This window comes from Chitinophaga caeni (genome assembly GCF_002557795.1).
Classification (GTDB): Bacteria; Bacteroidota; Bacteroidia; order Chitinophagales; family Chitinophagaceae; genus Chitinophaga; species Chitinophaga caeni.
This window is the reverse complement of the sequence record NZ_CP023777.1, coordinates 1,312,330-1,336,377: the sequence shown is the minus strand read 5'-3', so window position 1 is coordinate 1,336,377 and position 24,048 is coordinate 1,312,330. Positions and strand designations below refer to the sequence as shown.

Annotated in this window: 16 protein-coding genes and 1 pseudogene; 5 read left to right on the top strand and 12 right to left on the bottom strand. The window is 40.0% G+C overall.

The window, feature by feature from the left end; genetic code table 11:
- Window position 1 precedes the first annotated feature (1 nt).
- From COR50_RS05645 to COR50_RS05630, 4 genes are all read right to left on the bottom strand, one after another.
- Window positions 2–628: a hypothetical protein gene (locus tag COR50_RS05645; protein ID WP_098193092.1), complete on the bottom strand. Its 627-nt coding sequence runs from the start codon at window positions 626–628 to the stop codon at window positions 2–4.
- 10 nt (window positions 629–638) lie between these two features.
- Window positions 639–1,892, bottom strand: coding sequence for a hypothetical protein (locus COR50_RS05640; RefSeq protein WP_098193091.1), 1,254 nt, complete (start codon window positions 1,890–1,892; stop codon window positions 639–641).
- A gap of 55 nt (window positions 1,893–1,947) precedes the next feature.
- Window positions 1,948–2,388: a hypothetical protein gene (locus COR50_RS05635; RefSeq protein WP_098193090.1), complete on the bottom strand. Its 441-nt coding sequence runs from the start codon at window positions 2,386–2,388 to the stop codon at window positions 1,948–1,950.
- Between the two features lie 83 nt (window positions 2,389–2,471).
- Window positions 2,472–3,770, bottom strand: coding sequence for a 6-bladed beta-propeller (locus tag COR50_RS05630; protein ID WP_098193089.1), 1,299 nt, complete (start codon window positions 3,768–3,770; stop codon window positions 2,472–2,474).
- Between the two features lie 247 nt (window positions 3,771–4,017).
- Here COR50_RS05630 and COR50_RS05625 point away from each other — a divergent pair.
- Window positions 4,018–5,234: pseudogene (locus tag COR50_RS05625) on the top strand (IS256 family transposase).
- A 562-nt stretch (window positions 5,235–5,796) separates the two neighbouring features.
- Window positions 5,797–8,145 carry a right-handed parallel beta-helix repeat-containing protein gene (locus COR50_RS05620; protein WP_098193088.1) on the top strand — a complete coding sequence of 783 codons (2,349 nt, stop codon included), beginning with the start codon at window positions 5,797–5,799 and terminating at the stop codon, window positions 8,143–8,145.
- 8 nt (window positions 8,146–8,153) lie between these two features.
- Here the strand turns inward: COR50_RS05620 and COR50_RS05615 are convergent, their stop codons facing one another.
- From COR50_RS05615 to COR50_RS05605, 3 genes are all read right to left on the bottom strand, one after another.
- On the bottom strand, window positions 8,154–9,968 hold the full coding sequence (locus COR50_RS05615) for a cytochrome-c peroxidase (RefSeq protein WP_157760636.1): 1,815 nt from the start codon (window positions 9,966–9,968) through the stop codon (window positions 8,154–8,156).
- An 18-nt stretch (window positions 9,969–9,986) separates the two neighbouring features.
- A complete protein-coding gene (locus COR50_RS05610) occupies window positions 9,987–11,354 on the bottom strand; it encodes an alkaline phosphatase family protein (protein WP_232516282.1) in 1,368 nt (455 codons plus the stop codon).
- A 569-nt stretch (window positions 11,355–11,923) separates the two neighbouring features.
- On the bottom strand, window positions 11,924–12,730 hold the full coding sequence (locus tag COR50_RS05605; protein WP_098193086.1) for a hypothetical protein: 807 nt from the start codon (window positions 12,728–12,730) through the stop codon (window positions 11,924–11,926).
- A gap of 380 nt (window positions 12,731–13,110) precedes the next feature.
- Between COR50_RS05605 and COR50_RS05600 the strand changes: the two genes are divergently transcribed.
- A complete protein-coding gene (locus COR50_RS05600) occupies window positions 13,111–13,575 on the top strand; it encodes a hypothetical protein (RefSeq protein ID WP_098193085.1) in 465 nt (154 codons plus the stop codon).
- A 110-nt stretch (window positions 13,576–13,685) separates the two neighbouring features.
- Here COR50_RS05600 and COR50_RS05595 read toward each other — a convergent pair whose 3' ends face one another.
- Complete coding sequence (locus COR50_RS05595) at window positions 13,686–16,682, bottom strand: glycoside hydrolase family 3 N-terminal domain-containing protein (RefSeq protein ID WP_232516281.1); 2,997 nt, start codon at window positions 16,680–16,682, stop codon at window positions 13,686–13,688.
- A gap of 279 nt (window positions 16,683–16,961) precedes the next feature.
- Between COR50_RS05595 and COR50_RS05590 the strand changes: the two genes are divergently transcribed.
- Window positions 16,962–17,549 carry an adenylate kinase gene (locus tag COR50_RS05590; protein WP_098193083.1) on the top strand — a complete coding sequence of 196 codons (588 nt, stop codon included), beginning with the start codon at window positions 16,962–16,964 and terminating at the stop codon, window positions 17,547–17,549.
- A 120-nt stretch (window positions 17,550–17,669) separates the two neighbouring features.
- Window positions 17,670–18,821, top strand: a complete 1,152-nt coding sequence (gene obgE / locus COR50_RS05585) for a GTPase ObgE (protein WP_098193082.1) — start codon at window positions 17,670–17,672, stop codon at window positions 18,819–18,821.
- Window positions 18,822–18,881: 60 nt separating this feature from the next.
- Here the strand turns inward: obgE and COR50_RS05580 are convergent, their stop codons facing one another.
- From COR50_RS05580 to recA, 4 genes are all read right to left on the bottom strand, one after another.
- Window positions 18,882–19,514 (bottom strand): response regulator, encoded by a 633-nt coding sequence (locus COR50_RS05580; RefSeq protein WP_098193081.1) that lies wholly within the window; start codon window positions 19,512–19,514, stop codon window positions 18,882–18,884.
- Window positions 19,515–19,538: 24 nt separating this feature from the next.
- Window positions 19,539–21,383 (bottom strand): sensor histidine kinase, encoded by a 1,845-nt coding sequence (locus COR50_RS05575; protein WP_098193080.1) that lies wholly within the window; start codon window positions 21,381–21,383, stop codon window positions 19,539–19,541.
- A gap of 48 nt (window positions 21,384–21,431) precedes the next feature.
- Window positions 21,432–21,692 (bottom strand): hypothetical protein, encoded by a 261-nt coding sequence (locus COR50_RS05570; protein ID WP_098193079.1) that lies wholly within the window; start codon window positions 21,690–21,692, stop codon window positions 21,432–21,434.
- A gap of 1,215 nt (window positions 21,693–22,907) precedes the next feature.
- Window positions 22,908–23,969, bottom strand: a complete 1,062-nt coding sequence (gene recA, locus COR50_RS05565; protein ID WP_098193078.1) for a recombinase RecA — start codon at window positions 23,967–23,969, stop codon at window positions 22,908–22,910.
- Window positions 23,970–24,048 lie beyond the last annotated feature (79 nt).

Here is a 24,048-nt window from a genome sequence, read left to right as displayed (position 1 = left end):
TCTATAAAATTTCGTTAATATAATTAAGATATTCCTCTATTTGCTGTGGATCTTCTTTAAAAGGTATAAAAACTTTCTGTACTCGTAAATCAGAATTGAGTACGAATAAAAACGGTAAATTTTTACCCTCAATCGCCTCTAAATTTAGCCCTGAAATTCCATCAACAATGTTATAACAACTAACTCTCTTGTCACTAGACTTCTCTTTCAATATAAAGTCCTTTGTAGAATAGTTATCGGACAAAAACAAAACATTCTCCTTATCTATAATATTTTTGTATATCAGCCCTTTAACGGTGTTAACGCATAGATCACAATCTCGGAATGAGTACCTGAATACTAATTTCCTTTTCCCTTTCATTAATGAAATTAATTTTATCTTTTTCAATGAACTATCCTCTATCACAATTGTAGAATCAATTAATTCTCCCTCAGTTTTAACTATAAATGGAATATAAATACTATATAAAGAATTGGCAATACTGAATTCTGAATCTCCACCACTAAGACTCTCTCCAAGATTAGACACTTCAATATTATTCCTTTTAATAACAGCAAAATAAATTGTTGAAACAAATAATACACAAAGCAGTGCAAATAATAATCGAACTGTTTTTTTTGAATGCATAATACTCATTTTAGAAATGCCAAACCGAAGCAAGATAGCTACTGTACATAAAAAAATATACACCTAGTCCAATAAGTAATGTATATAACAATGTCCTATATCTTTTATATAGCTTAAATCCATATTTTGAAGCAAATAGAATTAAGAAAAATGACGACAAATACATATATCTATCTGCTGATAGCATTGGCCTATTTAAGGGAAATATTTGAAGAACCAATACTATTTGAGAAATAAAAATTGAAATACATAATAATTCAAAAAAGTAATTACTTAACGAGGTGCTAAATATTTTATACCCTTGCCAAATAATTATAAAGAAAAGAACAATAAACAAATAATAAATAAAAGGCAAGTTTTCCTGTGGAGCCATTGGAAATTTATAGGCATAATGCAGGTTCATTGGTATAAAAACATCAAAAACATATTTGAAAAAGCAATAAAAAGATAAAACTAACCTATCACAAAGTGGGTAAATATAGAATGGGCTATTTGATAATTGATTAGCATCTAATGTAATATAAACGAATATGATCGAAAAAATAAACATTAATATTAAATATATTATCAACTGTTTTAGGAAAATTTTACCAATCATCTTCATATTACTACTGGTATAGTAAAATAAAATCGCACCAATTATAAGAGGCGTCATAAATGCTTGTTCCTTAAAAAAGAAAGAAAGAAAGAAACATGTAAAGCTCAATACTAAACGTATCCTGAAGCTCTTCAAAGAATCTATATCTATATTTAATAAGCTACTAATAAAAAAAATCAAGCATAATATTGTAAACATCGTACATAAAAGAACTTTGGAAGCTGCGATCCATACGACTGCCTCAACATTAATTGGCGCAATAAGCCAAAAAAAAGTAGATATATAGCATATTGTTTTCAAATCTGCTCGATTAAAATCAGGCTGAAATAAAATATAGGTCTGTTCTCCTAGTTTACAAAGCAATACCCCATTCATTATATGAATGACAATAGAAGATAAATGAAAATAGAATGAATCGTAACCATTTATTTTGTAAACTAAAGAATAATATATAGTATTTAAAGGAGAATACTGTATATCCCAATAATTTAAAAAAAGACCTTTAATCCACCAAAACCAGTTTTCATCATTAGGCATTAAAACAAATGGGTTATTTAAAAGCATCCAATCATCATCCCGTGTTGAAAATCCTATGTCAAGGATAGAATTGAAAACAATAATGATAACAATTACAATAAAAAACAACTTTGATATTTTAATAATCATAGGCTTCTTATAATAGTAATAATAGCAAACGACCTTTTAATTTATTTTAATAAAATTAATTCCCTGTACCCGTTCCTGTTCCCGTTCCCGTTCCTGTTCCTGTATCAGAATCCGAAGGTGGAGGAGGGCAGTTTATGCTACCTGCAAGTGCTACAAGAATACATGTGCGAGTTTTATCCTCTGAAGATTTGCACGTTTGTACCGTGGCATAAACTGTTTGTTTATATGATTCATACTTTGCCCCTACACCTTCTCCTTCCTTCCAACCCGCTTTAATTCTATACAAAGTACATTCACCGCATGACACTTTCTCTGTTGTCTTATTGATTTCAGCCCCCTGATTTGTAACCTGTGTCGTACTACAACTCGAACTTCCTGTACCGGTTCCAGTTCCTGTGCTACCGCTTTGAGCTACGGCACTTGATGTCAAGTTCAATGTCGCTAAAACAATAAATGTTAAGCAAATTGTAAATATTAAATATCGATTTTTCTTCATAATTCTTGTTTTGAGATTAAAATTGGTCGTTTGCTAAGAAGTTATACAAGAAGTGTATTTCTTAATCTAATCCTTCAATTTTGCTAGTTTGATCTTGGCTCGAGTCTAACTAGGATAGGGTTACTAAAAATGGTTAATTCCTTTATTTTCTTCAAAATAAAAGGGCTATTTTTTAAATGTCTATCACCGAGAGTCCTATAAGCTTGCAACATTAGCTTGGGAGTAATATAGCTGTAATACGATTTATTATCAGCAGCGATTATCCTATCTTCAAAAAAGGGCATCCAATTCGAAATACTAGAAGAGTAAATATTCTCAATATTATAGTACTTTTTATTTTTAAGATTATATAAGAAAGAAAAATCTTTACTGCCAACAATATTTATGTTAAAAATGATACTATTTAAAACCCTGTGATAACTAGATATTGTCCAAATTTTAAGTTTATTCGATGGAGCCTTAAATTCAGATATCCTATTACCCAAGTATTTATTATTCCTCAGGAAATCTTCAGGAAATTTGGAATAATTGGGGAAAAGGAAATCAATCCTTAATGATTTAGTCCCATTCATATTAAATTCATACACTGAATAATCAAAAGGCCTTTGGAAATATACCTTATTGCCTGACCGCGTAAACATATGATCTAAATCATACATGTCTCTTCCATTGATAATCTTTGAATCGTAAGAAAAATATAAATACTTTATACTACTTGAATCGGAAACATAATATAAAAGATGATTCTCATTATTACTTTCTACACTCTTATAATATTTTGAAGAATACCTTTTGTAATAAAACATGCCACCCTCACCCAAAGCAAATTCATTAAACGACATTGGAGTTCTACTTGCCAACTTATAAGTGCCGTGAAAATCAGTTTTGATAACTCCATCAAAAGCTATTCCACTATCATAAATCAAAATTTCTTCCTTATTTTCATTTACAGTAAAGTCGCTTAATGTAGTAAATATCGAATCTCCATTTGCCAAAACTTGTGGTAGACTGTGAGAAAATCTCCCATCTTTATTAAAAAAAAGAAGTTTATTAGTTCTCGTGTCAAGTATTATATAATAATTATCAGTTATTTCAATTTTATCGATATTAGAAAATATACTTTCTTCAGTACTTGATTCTAAAAAAATGTATTCAATAGAGTCAAAAAGTTCTCCAGTCGTGTTAATTGAAGTATCTTTGAGATTAATAGAAACAGTCAGACTGTCGCTAAAGCCCTCAGTATTAAGTTGCTCGGTATGTATATTACAGGAAGAATAAAAAAGGAAGCAAATACTAATTACGAAGAAATTCCAACTCTTTAATCTGTGTAAGAAACTAGTACCATATGTAATCAACAAAACAATGTATTTTATACATTTCATATAGTTAGGTTGTTAAAATAGGTTAAACATACAATCTTAAGTTTATATGTGTAATATAGTTCTTTTTTGTAAAAAAAAAGTTTTTTTTAAAATTACCTAGCCGAATATTCAAAAACATTAAGAGCTTATTTAAAATATATTTTATTAAAAATTCTTTATAGCAGATAATCTGCTTCCAAAAGGAGACTGTAAAATAAAGTGTGTCAAGGTTAAGAAATTGAGAAATTCTTAACTTTAAACACATATGATGGAGAAAGAAAAATTCGATTACGAAGCGCTGAAGCAAAAAACACTTTCCCAACTACGAAACGGCAGATCCTTATTCGGCAAAGACGGCGCGTTTGCCCCTTTATTAAAGGAGTTTCTGGAAGCCGCCCTGGAAGAGGAAATAGAGGATCAGGTAAATGAACAGGAGCGGCAGCAGGGGAACCGTAAGAACGGTAAGACAAACAAGCAGTTAAAGACTTCCGATGGCACCATAGCGCTTTCCACTCCCCGTGACCGGTCCGGCCATTTTGATCCCCAAATCGTACGTAAACGGGAAAAGATACTGGCAGAGAGCCTGGAGAAGAAGATCATCAGCATGTATGGACGGGGGATGAGTTTCCGGGATATCTCGGCACATATTGAGGATATGTACGATACGGAGATATCGGCAACAACGTTATCGGCTATTACGGATAAAGTAGTGCCGATGGTCAGGAAGTGGCAGAGCCGGCCCTTGGAGTCTTTGTACCGCATTGTATGGCTGGATGCGATGTTCTACAAGGTGAAGGAAGACGGCAAGGTGCAAACACGGTGCGTGTATAATATCCTGGGAATAAAGAAAGACGGTCGCAAGGAATTACTGGGTATGTATGTTAGTGAAAGCGAGGGCGCTAATTTCTGGCTGAGCGTGCTGACCGATCTTCAGAACCGGGGCGTGGAGGATATACTAATCGCGTGCATAGACAATCTGAAGGGTCTTGCAGATGCTATTGGCACGATATACCCTCAAACAGTGGTTCAGAGCTGTATCGTGCATCAGATCCGCAACTCACTGAAGTATGTAGCGAGCAAGGACCAGAAGGTTTTATGAATGATCTGAAGCCTGTTTACCAGGCAGTGAGCAAGCAGCAGGCGGAGGATAAACTGGATGCACTGGAAGGAAAATGGGGCAAGAAATATCCGGTGGTAACAATTTCCTGGCGTAATAACTGGGACAAGCTGAGTGCCTATTTTGAATATCCGCCCGCCATTCGCAAGCTGATCTACACGACCAACACGATTGAAGGCTTCCACCGGCAGGTGCGCAAAGTAACGAAGAGCAAAGGGGCCTTTACGAGCGATATAGCGCTGTTGAAGTTGATCTACCTGGCAACCCGGAATATAGAGAAGAAATGGACGCAGCCACTACAAAACTGGGGCATCACGGTATCGCAGTTATCGATAATCTTTGGCAACCGGGTGCAGCTCGATATTTAAAAATTTTTCCCTGGCTTAGAGCCGCCTGCAGGCGGCTCTAAGCCAGGGACCTTGACACAGTTTAATTTACACTCACTCCAAAAGTTCAAAAAACTGCTTTTATCCACCGGCACATAGCGTTTGATTCCTTTTACTTTCTTTTGCCATCATAGCTTTATAAGAGCGATTATTACCTCAGCGAACTTTCTGGCTATTCACAATACCCAATGTCGCACGGGACTTTTGACCATCGCTGACTCGGACATTACTGCCTAATTTTTCATATCGAAAATTTTTCCCGCTACCCATTTGCGCTAGTAATAGTACACTAACTGCCATTGGAGAAAACCCTTCGGCAACATGCCTACTAGTTTATATTTTAATTTCTAACTGGCTCTTGTCGATATTTCTTTATCACAAAAGTCAAAATAGTTATCCCCCCTAAGATACTTTTTTAAGAATCTGTAGTAGCAAATTACCGAAATGACCACTTCCTTTGGAGAATAAACTACCAAACATTAATATTGATTACCGGTCGATGAACGGTTATTGATCCCATTGTAAACATGCATAATATGCTACCATGATGCGTAAGACTCCTTTGCTACTCATATTCATTTCATTTTTTTCTGCCGGCTTATTGGCCCAGGAACATAAAATATATATTTCTCCCACCGGAAATGATCATCAAAAAGGAGATATGTATCATCCTTTACAAAGTATTACCGCCGCGTTAGAACGGGTCAAAGCACCGGGGCAGGGACGATATGATCACGGGGTAACAATCATTCTGAAAGATGGAACTTATTACCTGGATAAGGCCATCACGATAGATAATAGGGCACAGGGAATAACAATTAAAGCCGAGCATGAAGGACGAGCAACTTTAAGTGCGGGCATTCCCCTACAATTAACCTGGGAATTGTACCGTGACGGCATATGGAAAGCGGCAATAAAACAAGGAATAACCGAAATACCCAGTCTTTATGGTAATGATAGTTTATTGACCCTTGCAAGATATCCCAACTATCAAGCGGGCATATTGCCCTTCGGTGGATATGATAAAGATGCCCTTTCTTCACAAAAGATAAAAACATGGAAAGACCCCGGCGGTGCTTATTTGCATGCTTTACATTCAGGAAGGTGGGGCGGTATGCATTTCGAAATAACAGGTAAAGTTACCGACACCTCGGTTTCCATGATCGGCGGATGGCAAAATAATCGCCCCAGCAAACCGCATCCGTTGTTCCGTTATGTTGAAAACATCAAAGAGGAGCTGGATGTACCGGGTGAATGGTTTTTTGATAAAAATGAAAGCATGCTTTATTACATCCCGAAGCAGGGCGAAAATATCCATAACATCCATTTCATCGCCGGGCATTTGGAAAGCTGCTTACATCTCGAAGGAACAGGGGCGCAGCCGCTTAGCAATATTCATATTGAAGGTATTCAATTCAAACATACCGTTCCAACTTTCATGAAAACGGAAGAACCGTTGATGAGAAGTGATTGGAAGGTATACCGGCAGGCAGCCATTTACATTTCCCATACCCAAAATGTATTGATCGCTAATAACGCTTTCAGCATGTTGGGCGGAAATGGCATCTTCGTCAGTTATAAGAATAAAAATGTTGTTATTAAAGATAACCTGTTAGAAAAATTAGGCGCATCGGCTATCTTGTTTGTCGGCGGTCCGGATGCGGTATATAATCCTTTATATAATTACGGTGATACGGTCAACAGCTCATTGATTAACCGGACACCGGGTCCTAAAAATGACAATTATCCCGTTGATTGCATTGCCTCCGGTAATTTAATCCATGATATCGGCTTAATAGAAAAACAATCGGCGGGAGTGCAGATACAAATTGCTTCCCGTATCAGCGTATTACACAATAGTATCTATGATGTTCCGAGAGCCGGTATTAACATTGGTGACGGGGCTTTTGGTGGTCATGACATTGCTTATAACGATGTATTTAACACCGTGTTGGAAACTTCCGATCACGGTGCCTTCAACTCTTGGGGCAGGGATCGTTATTGGCAAGCGAACCGCGCCAAAATGAATGCCTTGGTCGCTGCCGAACCGGGTTTAATATTGCTGGATGCATACCAGGTTACCAAAATTCACGATAACCGCTTCCAATGCGAACATGGTTGGGACATTGATCTTGATGACGGCTCTTCAAACTATAATATTTACAACAACCTCTGCCTAAGCGGCGGCATTAAGCTCCGTGAAGGATTCCATAGAAAGGTTCGGAACAATATACTTGTTAATAATTCCCTACATCCGCATGTATGGTTTAAACATTCCGAAGACACGGTACAAAACAATGTCTTGATGACCGCATTCAGCCCGATACAAGTGGCCGACTTTGGCGATCAGGTAGATAATAATGTTTTTATAACCGAGAAAAGTTTACAAAAAAATCAAGCGCTGGGAATAGATAACCACTCGGTTTTTGCAGCATTGAGGTTCAAAGCACCCGCTGAATTGGACTATACAATCACAAATATTGATGCGGCAAAAGGCAAGTTCAGCAATATACCGATGCAGCAATTCGGCGTTACAAAAACGTTTTTAAAGAATTTGGCACTAAAGCCTTCAACTCCGCTGCTCATTTCTCAAGAAGTCGAGGATAAACAAAAGGTTATTCATTGGGGCAAGTATCAAATTAAGAATATTACTACGCTCGGGGAACAGTCTGCCACGGGCTTAGCAGATATGAACGGCGTATTAATTATAAAAGCGCCCCAACAGAATGGCAATTACAAAACATTACAGGTAAACGATGTTATCCTGAAACTCGACCATGAACCTGTACAAAATGTTGAAGACCTCTTGATGATCGAAAGGAAACATCGATGGAAGGGCCATCATCAATTCACCGTGTGGAGAGACCAAAAAGAAATTTTGGTTACAAATTAAACCGCGTGTTATTTACTGTCCAAAGATTTCATAAAGGCTATGATATCTTGAATTTCTTCGGGGCTGAGTGCAAGCTTTTGTTCGCTCAGGCTTTGGTTCGATAATACTAAACCATTGCCGGTACCACCTCCTTCATTATAAAAATCCATGACATCATCCAATGTTTCATACACGCCATTGTGCATATACGGCGCCGTTTTCGTAACGTTTCTGACGGTCACGGTTTTAAAGGCATGATCAAATTCTGATAACCGGCTACTATCAAAATATCGATACCCAAGCAGGTAGTTAAACAGTCCCCTGTCGGGGTCTATCGCCTTGCTACCCTTTTTTACCGGGACACCGATTATTTCAGCATCCTGGGTAATGTATTTCGGGGGCAGCACACCATTAAATAAGGGCATAAAGTGACAACTGCCACAATTCGCTTTGCCCATGAACAGGTTGAAGCCGTTGACCTCACTTTTTGATAAGGCGCCGTCTTTTCCCTGCATATATTCATCAAAACGGCTGTCCAGCTTTACAAGGCTCCTAACGTAAGCGGCTAATGCTTCGGTAATAGCAGCAGAATCGGGTTTAACCATACCTGGAAATGCCGCGGCGAACAGTTGTTGGTATTTACCCGTTTCCCCGAAATGTTTTAACGCAAGCCGGATCGATCCTCCCATTTCTTTCGGATTATGCACCACATCGCTTACCTGGTCTTCCAGGGTTTCCGCCCGTTGATCATAAAATAACTGGGGCTGCAATGCGGCATTCAACAAGGAAGGAACGTTCCTATCGATCAAACCGGTACCACTTACATCAGGATGTTTGGGAAGATTTTCTGCGAACGATTTTTCCGGTTGATGGCAGGATGCACAACTGATGCTCCTGTTAGCAGAAAAAGCGGGATCCCTGAAAAGCGCTTTACCCAGTTCCGCTTTTTCCCGTTTATGTTCCTGCTCCAAGAAAGGCGAATAAGCATCCGCATCGAAAGCATTGATATCGAATAAAGTGAACGCATCCTGTTTGAGCAACCGATTATAATGATATCCCTGGAAATCCAACCCTCTTCTCAATTGTTCTATCGCCGTAGATAAAGGGTTGGCAAACTCCCGGATATACCTGGCCCGGTCGAAACTATTAAAATCGGTAGCCGAGCGTAAGAACGAGATATTTTCCTGCAACAGCCCGAGAACATTATCCTGCCCGGCGGAATAGTATTTTAATACCGGAACCAGCGCTTGCAGCGCAGTGGCGCACTCTTCCATGCTATTTTTGCTGAGGGGATTATCATAACCTGTAATTCCCAGGGTTTCTATCCTGAAAACTTCCTGCTTAGCCCCATCTATTATTTGCCAAGCGGCCAGGGGGATACCCGAGAAATAGGTTTTAAATACTGATAATTTTTCAAGTATAATGCCCGATTGTTGGAGTAAAATCTCGCGGGAAGTAGTATCGAAATCAGGAAAGATATATTCTTCCATTACCTGTAATCCTGTAGGTCGTTGTATCATCCTGCCGGTAAGTTCTGCTTCCGCTTTGGGTGCACCATTGATAAATTTCGCGGAGGTGAAAGCAAAGTACTCCGTTGCCCACTCTATCTTTTTATAATACTTCCTAGCATTCAAAAAGGAAGATTGCAGCATTTGCTCATTACCGGATTGAATCGCGGGTTGCAACGAATCCTTGATAAAACCTGTGAACACATCAATATTTCCACAGATCAAACTTGTGATCTCCCTTTCTGCGGACCCGTTTTTATTTCTCCCGAAGGAGGATAGCAACCAAACCATCCCTAGCATCGACACGAATACTATTGCTATCCTAACGTACTTCACTGTATAGATATAATTATTTTATTTAAACTCGAAAGCCCCTTGCAATGGATTGGCATTTCCATCCCTGCTATTCAGAGGTCTCAATCCCCAACGTTTTTCGATAAAAGCCAGGATACTCACAGTTTCATATTGCGTATGATCCACGTAACCTTTCTTGGCAAAGGGAGAGATAATGATAGCCGGAATACGGCTTCCGGGCCCCCATTTGTCAATTACCGGCGGAGCTACGTGATCCCAAAAACCACCGTTTTCATCATACGTAAGAATTACAACGGCATCTTTCCAGTTAGGGCCATTACGCACGGCGTTGATCAGTTCCAAGGCATGATTTTCACCCGTAATAACATTCGAGTAGCCGGGGTGTTCATTCTGGAAACCCAATGGTTTAACAAAAGAAACGGCAGGCAAAGTGCCTTCTTCCGCGGCTTTCAAAAAATCCTTCTCATCTTTCAGATGTTCCTTTTTAGCAGCGGTTCCGTCGGCAAAATTTTTAAAATATATAAACGGCTGGTGATGGTATTGGAAAAATTCATCTGCATTGTCGGCCATCGCATCATCCCATCCACCAGAATACCAAGCCCAGGAAATGTTCTTCTCACTCAGGCGATCCCCGATTGTTGGATTCGTCTGATTGGGAACCAGGTGAGATTTTCTAGCGCCGGACGGATGCGGCTGATTCACGGAATAAACCGTATTTACAGCGTAGCCATCGGGAGTTACGGAGCCATCTCTTTTATATTTACCGTTCTCATCCAATACAGCTCTCATTTCTTTGGGAGCATTTTCAAAATAAGGTGTAGCCGCCGCGATGAGCCATTGATGATTTAAGAAGGAACTACCGAAAGCGCTATGAAAAAAATGATCGCATAGCGTAAATTCTTTTGCAACGGGATATAGAGGCAATAAGGAGGTTTTATAATATCCCATGGCAAAACCGGCAGTACTGTTATACGCGGCAAATTTATTCATTTTACCGTTGTTGATCTGTGCTTGCTCTTGGTAATAGCGGTGCACTACATCCGGCGTTTCTTTATCGGAAGAAATGTATTGGTCGATGTTGAAATAATTATTCGGGATGTTGGTCGGAAACTCGCTGGAACGTGGCACCGGCGGGAGAAACTTATAAGGCGCACCTTTCCTGTCGACTTGCGTTACCGATTCTTTCGAAGCATTAGCCAAACCTTCCGCACCTTCAAATTGGCCGTAGAGATTATCAAAGCTGTGGTTTTCCATGTAAATTACCACAACATGTTTAACGTTCTCTATTCCTTTCAGGCCGGATAGTCCCTTGCTGCCAGATTGCTGTGTTTTGTGGCTTCCTGCACAACCGGCCATAACGGTGGCCGCAGTTGCTAATAAGATTCTTGAAATTTTCCTGCTGAACATCCTTATAATTATTTATTATAAAATTACTTTGTTGTCCGACTAAATTTTCAATGAAAAAATGATCATCGCCTCAATAGTTCGATTCAATGTCTACCTGCACATTTCTTTGTATTTTTTTGCTTGCCCAAAAAAGTACCTCAAAAGGGCACAAATTGGCCATCACGGCCGCCAATTTGATCGCTCGATCCAGCTTTTGTACTACTGTGTGGCCCAGCTACAGTTCGCTATCAACGCTGCGAAGTGCCACCGTTTTCTTCGCGGGGCTACCCGGGATTTTGAATAGATCATTCTTCACTTATGTCCTTGACCAGATAAGGGATCCAAGTAAATTTAATCCAATTTTAGTCGGACAATAATGATAAAATTACTTTCTATACGCCGGTTTTAATAGCTAATGCCGCACCGACTATATATTTTAATTGAATTATAATGATTGACTGGAAGAGAAAAATAGTATATCAGCCACTTTAATTATAAGCATTTGTTACTGCCAGTATTAATTTTATTTCAACGGTAAACAAACCGGGACAGTGATGTTGGTAGAAGGATCGTTTCTCCGGGATTCCCTATTAGATTGGTTTAAAATGATAATATAGCTTACTATTATTATACCTACCATCGGCGGTAACCGGCCCAACGGGGAGGAAGCCATTATATGATATGATCCCTTTCAGCGGATCAAAAGTAAATTCTTCCGGTTTATCGTTATACAAGCACTCCCTGCAAATGTTGCCGGATTTGACAAAATTGTATTTACCCTCTACTTCATCTACCAAGAAAATCTTATCATCATAGTCACAGTCCATCACTTTATCTACCAATTTAGGAATACCATTTTCGCTGGTAAGTTTCGTTTTTTTGGCTTTTATGTTGATAATAAAATTATTCGTTTGGAGGTTGACGGCTTGGTAATAATGTTTCATCAGGTAAACCCTGATCACTACGGTTCCTTTCAAAGCAACGGATTGGCCATTTTCCTTGATGTATAAAACGGAATCCACTATATAGTTCTTAGGTGTATACGCTTTAAAATTGGTGATATTAGCATTGAACGCGGCCTGCCCTTCCGGAAACTTATCCAACCATGTTTTCATGGAAACGTGGTTGCCTTCAGCAACATCCACTTTTCTTGGGAAGTACAATACCGTTACCAGGTAATTAACATCCTGTAGCATCTCCCGTGGCTTCTTTCTGACTACCGCGTTGAGTATTTGCCCTTTCATTTTTTGTGAAGCATCCTGGACATCCAGTTTCGACAACCAGGAAAACTCCGTATCGGCATCAATCATAAAATGTTGCGCATGCAAGAACTCAAAGCTTAAACATGCCAGGCATAGTAAGGTGATCCGTGAAATAATGCGTATCCGCTGCACCATGAATCGAACTTGTTGAAATAATAAATCGTAAAAAATCAGAAAATATTGTACCGGGGGTATTTATAGCAATTCCTAACTAACAAACTTTTTTATCATCCAAATTTCTGTACATACCTTATTCAATATTCTCCTCTTGTAGGCAAAAACTTAACCCCGGACACACCGGGTTGATTCAATCATCGAGCAAATGTAAGAAATATAGCCGTTATAAAGGAGTTATTTATTATAATTTTATTTCATACATGTTCCCCTGTTTTGTTTCACATTTACTTAATACGGCCTTAATATCCTGGTAATGTTAAGCTTTGAGCTTTGTGTCATCAAAATGAAGGTAAAAAAACAAGAACGGCCTTCAGTACAAAAACAATAAATACACCATCATGAAAAAGATTTTTGTTGTAAAGCCCAAAAACTGGATCATCGCGATAATTGCCGCAATGACCACATTTACTTCCGTAAAAGCGACAGCTCAACAAGAAGGCAGCGATGCATTTGCCTATAATGATGCCCGCAAAACGGAAAAAACGATCATTGAAGATGCTACTGAAGCAAAAAACAAGATGATCGTTCATATTCAACAGGAAAAAGAAAACGGGCTCATTTTCCGTGTTGCCATTGAAAATCCAACCGAAGAAAAAGTAACCGTTTATATTAAAGACGGCCACAATAATATTTTACACCGCGATGTAGTCAGCGCTACTTCTACTTTCATTACACGCTACAACTTCCAATCATTGGAAGATGGTCAGTACCAGATCAGCGTGCTGAAAGGCAAGAAGAAATACCGTAAGGAAATACAGTTGAAAACTCGCACACAGGTGCAAAGAACAGCTTTGGTTGATTAATTAGTAAGATACCCCACGATTTGTTAACTCCCCCTATTAGCCGAAAACACCGTGCAAGGAGCAATCCAAGCACGGTGTTTGGCTATTTGCGGTGATCATTTATATACCTTTTAAAAGGAGTGGCTAATCCCCATGGATTGATATAAAACTTCCATCATATTTTCCCTCACGTTCATCCGGGAAAGCTGGTGGTTATCGCCGCCGTTAGGGCAAACCCTATTACTTAAGAATACAAACACGAGGTTATACTTCGGGTCTACCCAAATACAGGTTCCTGTAAAACCCGTATGGCCGAAAACCAATGGGGAAGCACTTTTGCAAGGATATTCGCCATACCAGGATTTGCGCCTGTCATTTTCAGGTTTATCGAAGCCCAAACCCCTGCGGCTATATTTACTTTTATATGCAGTAAATTGCTTGATCGTGTTTTCCTTGATAAATCTTTGGCCATTTAATTCGCCGCCGTTCAGCAACATCTGTAATAAAATTGCCAGATCCTTTGCATTTGAAAAAAGCCCTGCATGACCGGCAACACCACCAAACATTGCAGCACCGGGATCATGTACATCACCCCTGATCCACTGTAAGCGGAAAATATTCTCCCTTTCGGTAGGCACCAGGTCCTTTAAGGGAAAGCGTTCACGCGGGTGGAAGCCCGTGGTATGCATATTCAAAGGGTCGTAAAACGTTTCCTTTACATATTCTTCCAGTGGCTTACCCGTAACCTGTTCCACTATTTTGCCAAGGAAAATAAAATCGTTGTCACTGTAAACATATTTATTCCTGGGACCCAACCTGCTAGCTAAAATTTCATCGAACATCGTATCGATATATTCCTGCTTCATATAAAGATCTTCAGCGACCCTTACCGTATGAATACTGTCTTCTTCATGGCTAAACAGGATAGAATCGGGGTAACCATTGCTGTACAGAACTTCGCGGTAAAAAGGTATATATGCGACCAAGCCCGCCTGGTGCAACAGGATATCCCTGATTTTCAGCCGGGCTTTGTTTGTGCCTCTCACCCATGGCAAATAAGTGCCGAGCGTGGCGTCAAGTTTAATTTTTTTTTGATCGTATAAACGCATAACCGAAACGGTCGTAGCACAAACTTTGGTTACCGAAGCCAGGTCGTAAATAGAGCGGTTCGTAACAGGTTCATGGTTGTTATAATCATAATAGCCGAAGTTCTTATTATAGACCATCTTCCCATCCTTCAAAGCGACCACTTCACAGCCGGGAGCTGCGCCCTTTTCAATCATATCATAAGCCAGGGAATCAATTCTCAACAATATAGTGCCGTCCATTCCAACATCTCCAGGCCTAGCTACCGGCAACTCGTAAGGTTTGCGCGGTTCCAAGCTAAGACCCGTTCCAAATTTAAAATTTTCGCAAACCGTAACCGGCAATTTCCCTTTAGGTTTCAACCTACCGAATATGATGTTTGCCGTTACTTTTTGCGTCGTGGAATCATCTTCATAAGCCGCGATCATCGTATTGGCATCGCAGAAATATTGAATAGCGTAAGGATTTCCGAACATGACAATTACGGCAGGCATTTCATGCTGGATCTTGTTGACCAACATCCTTTCAGAGTTACTCAACCCATAGTTGCGTGCAGGCCTCCTGCTATAGTTTTGCACGCCGACAATCACAGATTCGTAATTGTCTTTTAATTTTTTCACCGTTGCCGCGATAGCTGATGCAGATTGATTAGCAGCGAATACATAAGAATCGATTTTAGGGTTAAAGGATCGCAGGGTCTTCACGAAATCGTTTTCTTCTTCACCTCCAACGGTAATTACAGCAATCCTGGTACTGTCGTCATCCGAGCTATAAGGCAATAGCTGGGCATCGTTATTTAAAAGGGTTACTGCCTCTTCGGATATTCTTTGGCGGAGTGGCATTATATCCTTGTTCAAATCTTCAACCAAGTTTACAGGATCGATGGCCGGTCTTTGCGAAAGGCCCACCTTGTACTTGGCATATAAAACTTTCTTCACCCTTCCGTCAACTTCTTTCTGCGAGATCTTCCCGGATTTGATAGCAGCTTGAATAGCGCTAATACTACCTTTTGCCGTAGAAGGCAATTCCATTAAATCATTACCGGCAAGCAATGATTGAGCCGATTCCTGCCCATTTTTATAATACTTGGAGATGCCTTTCATTTCCAAGGCATCAGTTACGATCAATCCGTCGAAGCCCATCTTCTTTTGCAACAAGTTGGTAACCGTTTTATACGAGATAGAAGTGGGCCTATTAGGGGTCGGGTCAATAGCCGGCACATTCAAATGCGCGATCATGATAGAAGCTACGCCTGCATCGATGGCTCTTTGAAACGGGTATAGTTCCAAGTTTTGTAACGACTTCATCGACTTCCTGATCACCGGCAAGTCGGCATGACTATCTGTTTCCGTATCTCCATGGCCGGGAAAGTGTTTGGCGCAAGCCATGATACCTTGATCCTGCATCCCTTTAATTAGCGCGATGCCTAAGCGGGCTACCTGGTATTTATCTTCACCGAAGGAGCGATCGTTGATGACGGGGTTGTTACGGTTATTATTGACATCGAGAACGGGGGCAAAGTTGTATTGAATCCCCATCCTAACGCATTGTTGACCGATGGCTTTACCAATTTCATAAACCAATGCGCTATCCTGTATAGCGCCAAGCATCATGTTACGGGGAAAGCTCATGACGCTATCAAGCCTCATACCGAGCCCCCACTCCCCGTCAACTGCAACCAGTAAAGGTACTTTAGATATAGATTGATAATAATTAACGAGGTTAGCCTGCCTTCCTGGTCCACCTTGGAATGTAACGATACCGCCGATCTTATTATTAACGATATCATCCACTACGCTATTGATATGGCTTTGCCCTAGATTCGAGTGCACGCGTATCATGATCAACTGTGCGATCCTTTCTTCTGGCGTAAGGGAATTAAAAACGGAGTCCACCCATAATTTAGCGCTATCCTCGTACCTGGATACATTTACACCATTGCGATCCACATTTCTCTCCCCTTGATTTTTATTCTTCTTGGGGAATGCTACCGTTGAAAAAACAGAGGCAGCCAATCCAATTGCCAGAAAATATTTTATCATGTTATAAACATACAAAGATTTGATAAAGAACATGTAAGCATTCGGGGATAATTACAACCGCTCATGTATTAACATTTAAGTTAATATTGTAGCTATTGAGCAACATGAATGTAATCAACATTTAATAAGTTCTATACATTATTTGATTTTTTTGAATTTTTTTTATAAATTTCGCTGTTTTATTCTTATTTATTAAGCAAACCCAATTTAAATTACCAATACATTCAAAAGTTTGCTATATTTGCAACCTACGCAATGTATTTTTTAGTATAATAGCACATGGTCAATCTTATTCTTTTTGGCCCTCCGGGCAGTGGTAAAGGCACACAGAGTAAAAATATTATCGATAAGTACCAGTTGATTCACTTATCGACTGGGGATTTATTACGTGCAGAGATTGAAAAACAAACACCTCTTGGTCTTGAGGCAAAAAAGTTCATCGATCAAGGTTCATTGGTACCTGATGAAGTGGTGATTGGAATGATCGGCTCCAAACTTGACGCCAACCCGGACGCTAAGGGCTTCATTTTTGATGGTTTCCCACGTACTACTGCGCAAGCAGAGGCTTTGGATAAATTATTGGCGTTAAAGAAAACGGCCATTTCTATCGTGTTGTCTTTAGAGGTGCCCGAGGATGAATTGATCCGTCGCCTGTTGAACCGCGGTTTAACTTCCGGCCGTTCTGATGATGCCAACGAGGATGTTATCAAGGCCCGTATCGTGGAATATCACAATAAAACGGCCCCGGTGGCAGATCATTATGCCAAATTCGGCAAGTTCAAGCGTGTAAAAGGAGATGGTACCGTGGAAAGCACTTTCGAACTGCTGAGCAAAGAAATTGATGAGCTGGTGAGCGAGCGCGTATAATAGTTTATAAGTTATTCAAAGACAGCTTAGTCTTTAAAAATATTGCTAAAACGCAAAGAACCGGAATGGACAGTTATTAACTGCCTAAACTTTCCGATCTTTGCGTTTTATTTTTGAATCATGGAGAAAGGGAATTTTGTTGATTATATTAGGATTTATGCCAAATCAGGCAAAGGCGGCGCGGGAAGCTTACACTTCATGCGCACCAAATTTAACGCCCAAGCCGGCCCCGACGGTGGCGACGGTGGCCGCGGCGGACATATTATCCTAAGGGGTAATCAACAACTATGGACATTACTACATTTACGTTGGTACAAAAACGTAATTGCCGAAAATGGCCAAAATGGTAGTGGCAATAACTCAACCGGGGCATACGGAAAAGATGTCGTGATAGAAGTGCCGCTAGGTACCATCGCGCGCGACCAGGAAACAGGTGAAATCGAAGCTGAAATTCTTCATGATGGGCAAGAACTGATCTGGTTACCCGGCGGGCAAGGCGGCAGGGGCAATTCTTATTTCAAAAGCGCCACCAACCAAACTCCCGAATATGCACAACCGGGCATGCCCGGGGTAGAAGGTTGGAAGTTGCTGGAGTTAAAGATGCTGGCCGATGTTGGCTTAGTTGGTTTTCCCAATGCAGGTAAATCAACGCTTTTATCAGCCATTACCGCGGCTAAACCCAAGGTGGCCAACTACGCTTTTACGACGCTGACCCCGCAACTTGGAATCGTTGCTTACCGCGATAACAAGTCATTCTGCATGGCCGACCTTCCCGGTATTATCGAGGGGGCGCATGAAGGAAAAGGCTTGGGACACCGCTTCCTAAGGCATATCGAAAGGAACTCGGTGTTACTGTTCATGATCCCGGCAGATAGTAATGACCATATGAAGGAATTTGAAATATTGGTCAACGAGCTGGAGCAATATAACCCTGAACTGCTTGACAAGCAATTCCTGGTGGCGATTAGCAAAAGTGATATGTTGGATGATGAGCTGAAAGAAGCCATAGCAGCCGAATTTCCGGACGACTTGCCATTGATATTTATCTCTTCCGTTCAGAACGAGGGTTTAACAATCCTAAAAGATAAATTATGGGAAGCTTTGAATAAACCTGTTGATGAAAAACCTCATTATAGCTTCCTTGCCGAAAGGGAACCTGTAGTTCGCAAAACCCCTTACTGGCAAGTACAAGATGAGGAAGGTGAAGCAGGAGATGAGGACGATGACGATGCGTATTCAGATGAAGATGGTTATGAAGAACAAGAATCGTAACCAGGAATATTTTTTATAACAACCTACAACTGGTAGCACACTAGCCATCCATTTGGGTGGCTAGCAAATACCATGACTCTTCGCAAAATTCATAATTCCCGCCAAGTTTTTTACTGCAAGTTTCCTCATGATATTTTTGCGGTGCGTATTGACTGTAAATTCGCTGATATATAACTGCTGTCCTATTTCCCTGCTGGTCATTTCATCCCCTATCATCTTAATAATTTCAACCTCCCTTTTCGTTAGTTGATATTTTTTGAGAAAGTCGTCAATAAAATAATCTGGAATTTCTTGGCCTTGGGATTGCGGGGCATCGAAAAACTTTTCCCCGTTCAAGATCAATTCGATCACTTTAAGGAGGGTGCTGGCATTCGTGTTTTTCAGCAGGTATCCATCGGCCCCCATTTGCTGAATATTTAAGATCAATTGCGCTTGGTGATAATTTGAAATTACTAATACTTTAATTCGCGGGTATAATCTCTTTATTTGCTCTAAAGACTTTATTCCATCTAGCTGGGGCATATTGAGATCGAGCAACACGAGGTCAACCTCCGTATTAGCTAAACGATCGAGTAAGGCCCGTCCATCATTCACCGGTTCAATTAACTCCCATTCTTTATTCGCCGCTAAAACGGATTGTAATCCATCAATTAATAATTGGTGATCGTCAGCAATAATGATTCTAGCTTTCATTGTAATATTATTGATATAACCCGGTTAATAGTTCTTAGGAATCTCTATCAATATAGACATCCCGGATGGTTGGCTGCTGTTCGTCTCCATAATCCCATGCAAATACGCTACTTTAGCGCGGACACTACGTAAAAATAAAGCATCCTCCTTTTTATTTTCAAAGTCCGCAACCCCCTGCCCGTTATCTGTCACTTCTATATTGATAGCATCTTCATGTTCAACTACTTGCAATAGTACATTTTTGGCTTTAGCATGCTTAATTGCATTTTGAACTAGTTCTTGGATGATCCTGTACACCGTGAACTGAAATTGTAAGGGCATTGGTTCTTCCAGGCCAATAATAATCGCTTCAACCTTAAAATTGCTTGGCAGGTTAGTATTATCGACCAGGTCAGTTATCGCTTTACGAAGCCCATATTTTTCTATTACGATAGGTGTCAATTGGTGGCTAATGTTTCTTACCGTATTAGATATTTCATTCATCATACTACGTGTATGATACAGTTTTTGAATATCCATTGATTGACTTAAACTATCGATCTGTAAGGAAGCTACGGATAACATTGCCCCGATTTCATCATGTAAACGATCAGCGATCTCCTTGCGTTCTTGCTCTTGGACAGCAACAATTGTATCTGTTAATTTAGCTTGTTGTTGATTCAGTTCTTCAAGTAAAACTAGTTTTTCCTTACGGTATTGGTTGAACCTCATTGTTAAACCGAGGGTGATGATCACCATTTCTAGTACAACACCTATAAACATACCGTAATGTGCCAGTAAATACGGTAAATTTACCTTCCCCAAATGATACAGGCTTTCTAACATGGCAAAACATAGCAAAACTACCGTGGCAACCAGGTACAACAAAGCCGGCCTGCTCCCTTGCTTGATTTTTTCAACGATGCTACCTAGGAATAATGCTACTAATGCCAAAGTAGATAGGGACATGGTATGCTGAACGTAATTGGAATACTGTCCAAACCGGGTGTATTCTACCGGGCATATAATAACGAGGCAAATAATAAGTGCAAAATATTGTAAAATCTTCAGCGGAATAAAGAACCAACTTTTCCGGGGCTGCTGGATAAAAGATTGTAAGAACCCTATCATCAGGACAATGTTCAACATGGCGAAAAGTGGCCGCGCCCGGCTGGGAAAGAAATGCGAATTGGGCCATAAATAATGGAATCCTATCCCTTTATTAGACAAGATCCAAAGGGTTATTACGAGTACGTACCCCGCGTAATATAAATAAACTTTCTCCCTGGTATTAAGGAAAAGGAATAATCCAAACAATACGATCAATATCAATATTCCTGTAAATATTCCATTTAATAATTCTTCAGTGGCGACCGAAGCAAGCAGCCTTGCGTAATTCGTTAAATAGAACGGCGCCTGTAATGATTCAAAATGTTTATCGATCTTGAATAAGTAAGTCGTCGTTTTTTGCCTTAATGGGAAAGCAAAAGTATTATACTGGATTGGCCTTTGTGCAAAGGGGTGAAAGTCGCCGGTAACATACCGCGGAGTAAGCGCTTCTTCATGAAGTGAATCCAGATAATATGCTTGGATTTCATTAATATGCGCATTATCGATCACGAAAACACCCTGCTCCTTTCGATAGTTGGAATCCAGCTCCAGCACTAACCAATAATCGGAATTTGTAAATCCGGGATTTAAAGCCCCGGTTGACAATGGGCTAAAATGACCATTCACATAGGCTTTCAAGGCCTGATCAGCCCTGAGCGACCTTGTTGAATCCTCTAAATAATAATATTTCGGTCCTGGATTTTGCCCGGAAGATCGGGCAATTACTGTGACAGATTGAAGGATTGCAATGCAAAACAGGAAATACCATTTAAGATTCATACACCGGATTACCGGGGTAAGATACTCATTATTTGCGATGAAATCACATTAACCATTCCAAGGATGGTTGTTACGATCTTCAAGGTTGACTTGCTCTAATATCCTTGTGGCTATCGAGTTGATGACGTTGGTTTCCAGTTTGGGATTATTAGTTACATCAAGTGTACCGTCTTTTTGTTTTTCGAACTCTACTTTACGATCTTCATCAATAATTGCGGTAAAAAGCTGTTTGCCATCTTCTTCTTTTGGGATAATTACTACCACGTAATTTTTGGCATTCGCATCGAAGGTAATGTTAAATTGTTCCATTGTATATAGACTTTCTAATTATTAAAACATTGAAGCTTGTAAAATGTTTGGAGTATCAGTGCTTCTAGTTCAAATGCTGTGCCAGTGTTGGGATGGACGGGGTGTGATCCGGAGAGATCGGAAACGAGCGAAGTAGCGTCAAGGCATGCCTTGACGCTACTTCGCTCGTAAAAAGCGCCTGTTGGAAAACAGGCGCTTGAATGTTACTAACCCAAATAAATATTATGATAAATGACGTAATGTTTTAGATTAAAAAGGTTCGCTAGAAAACGAACCTTTATGACTAAACTAACCCAAACAAACGTAATAAACGTTGTCTTAAAAAGATAATGGGAGATAACAGTCCAATGGGTTTATTTAATCTGAAATATTTCAATTTGGTATATTTCAACCGGGCATCTGTGAGTTATGAGCCATAAATCTGTGGCTTCTCTGCGTCGCTGTTTATAAGCCGTCAAAATGATGTTCAGCCAACAAATTGATCAATATATTAACAAATCAGTGCTCCTACATCGAGACAATTTGGGCAGTAATCTTACACCGCTACTCGTTACCGCACATCAATCCAAACAAATATAACATTAACCGAAACTGACAGCATTCATCGCCACAAACCCAACCTTCACTTTAAATATTTATTCTTAAAAATATTCTTGCTCGAACATTTTTTTACAATCACTTCAATTCTCGAATACAATCGCTTCAATTCTAGAATGCAATCGCCTCAATTCTCGAATACAATCACTTCAATTCTAGAATGCAATCGCCTCAACTCTCAAATACAATCGCCTCAACTCTCAAATACAATCGCCTCAACTCTCGAATACAATCACTTCAATTCTAGAATGCAATCGCCTCAACTCTCAAATACAATCGCCTCAACTCTCGAATACAATCACTTCAATTCTCGAATGCAATCGCCTCAACTCTAGAATACAATCACTTCAATTCTCGAATACAATCGCCTCAATTCTCGAATACAATCACTTCAACTCTCAAATACAATCGCCTCAACTCTCGAAAGCAAAGTATAGATATCCAATCAACCTCATATAGTCATTCTCTCATCCTTAGGTACATTTAGCACCGGGGAATTAAAAACTATAGACAGTTAAAATTATTTAGCTAAGCTTTGTTCTTGTATAATGAACTATACTATTTTACGCAGCTTAGCTAAATAGTTTTTATGAACAGAAAGAGAATAATCATTACCGCTTATGCAGTAGGTGCCGCCGCTGCCTCTTTATCTTTACCATTAGGAGCAGGAGTAGCAGGAGTTGTTTGTTCGATCAACTTGGCTTTGATTTTTGCTTCGATCTCGTTAGCTACTTCAGGGTTATCCAGCAGTAATTGTTTCACGGCATCCCGGCCTTGACCCAACTTATTGCCTTCGTAACTAAACCAGCTACCGCTTTTTTGAACGATTCCAAACTCTACGCCCATGTCGATCAACTCGCCCACTTTAGAGATACCGCGACCGTAAATAATATCAAATTCTGCTTGGCGGAAAGGAGGTGCTACTTTATTTTTTACCACTTTCACTTTCACCCTGTTACCTACTGCTTCATCGCCATCTTTAATTTGGCTCATACGGCGGATATCCAACCTTACCGAAGCATAGAATTTCAAGGCATTACCACCGGTTGTTGTTTCGGGGTTACCGAACATGACACCGATTTTTTCACGCAATTGGTTGATGAAGATGCAGCAACTATTAGTTTTAGAAATCGTTGCGGTCAGCTTCCTCAATGCCTGGGACATCAAGCGGGCTTGCAAACCCATCTTGCTATCACCCATTTCACCTTCCAATTCACCTTTCGGCACCAAGGCTGCCACGGAGTCAATCACTACAACATCCACGGCGCCGGAAAGAATCAGGCGATCCGCGATTTCCAAAGCTTGCTCCCCGTGATCAGGTTGTGAAATCAACAAGGAGTCTACATCCACTCCCAATCTTTGAGCATATGAACTATCAAAAGCGTGTTCAGCATCGATGATGGCGCAAATTCCACCTTTTTTCTGCGCTTCCGCGATGGTGTGAATTGCAACCGTTGTTTTACCAGAAGATTCCGGGCCGTAGATCTCGATGATCCTACCCTTTGGAAAACCACCAATTCCCAACGCGATATCCAAACCCAGGGAACCTGTAGAGATAACTTCCGTACGCTCTACTCCACGCTCACCCATCATCATCACAGAACCTTTCCCAAAATCTTTCTCGATTTTATCCATTGTAAGGCGCAGGGCCTTCAATTTATCTGTATTGGCGTTAGACATAAAATTTCGTTTGTTTTAGTTAGTTAAGTTTAAAATCTAATGGTAGTGCTAAGGTAAAACTAAATTCTGAAATTGTCCT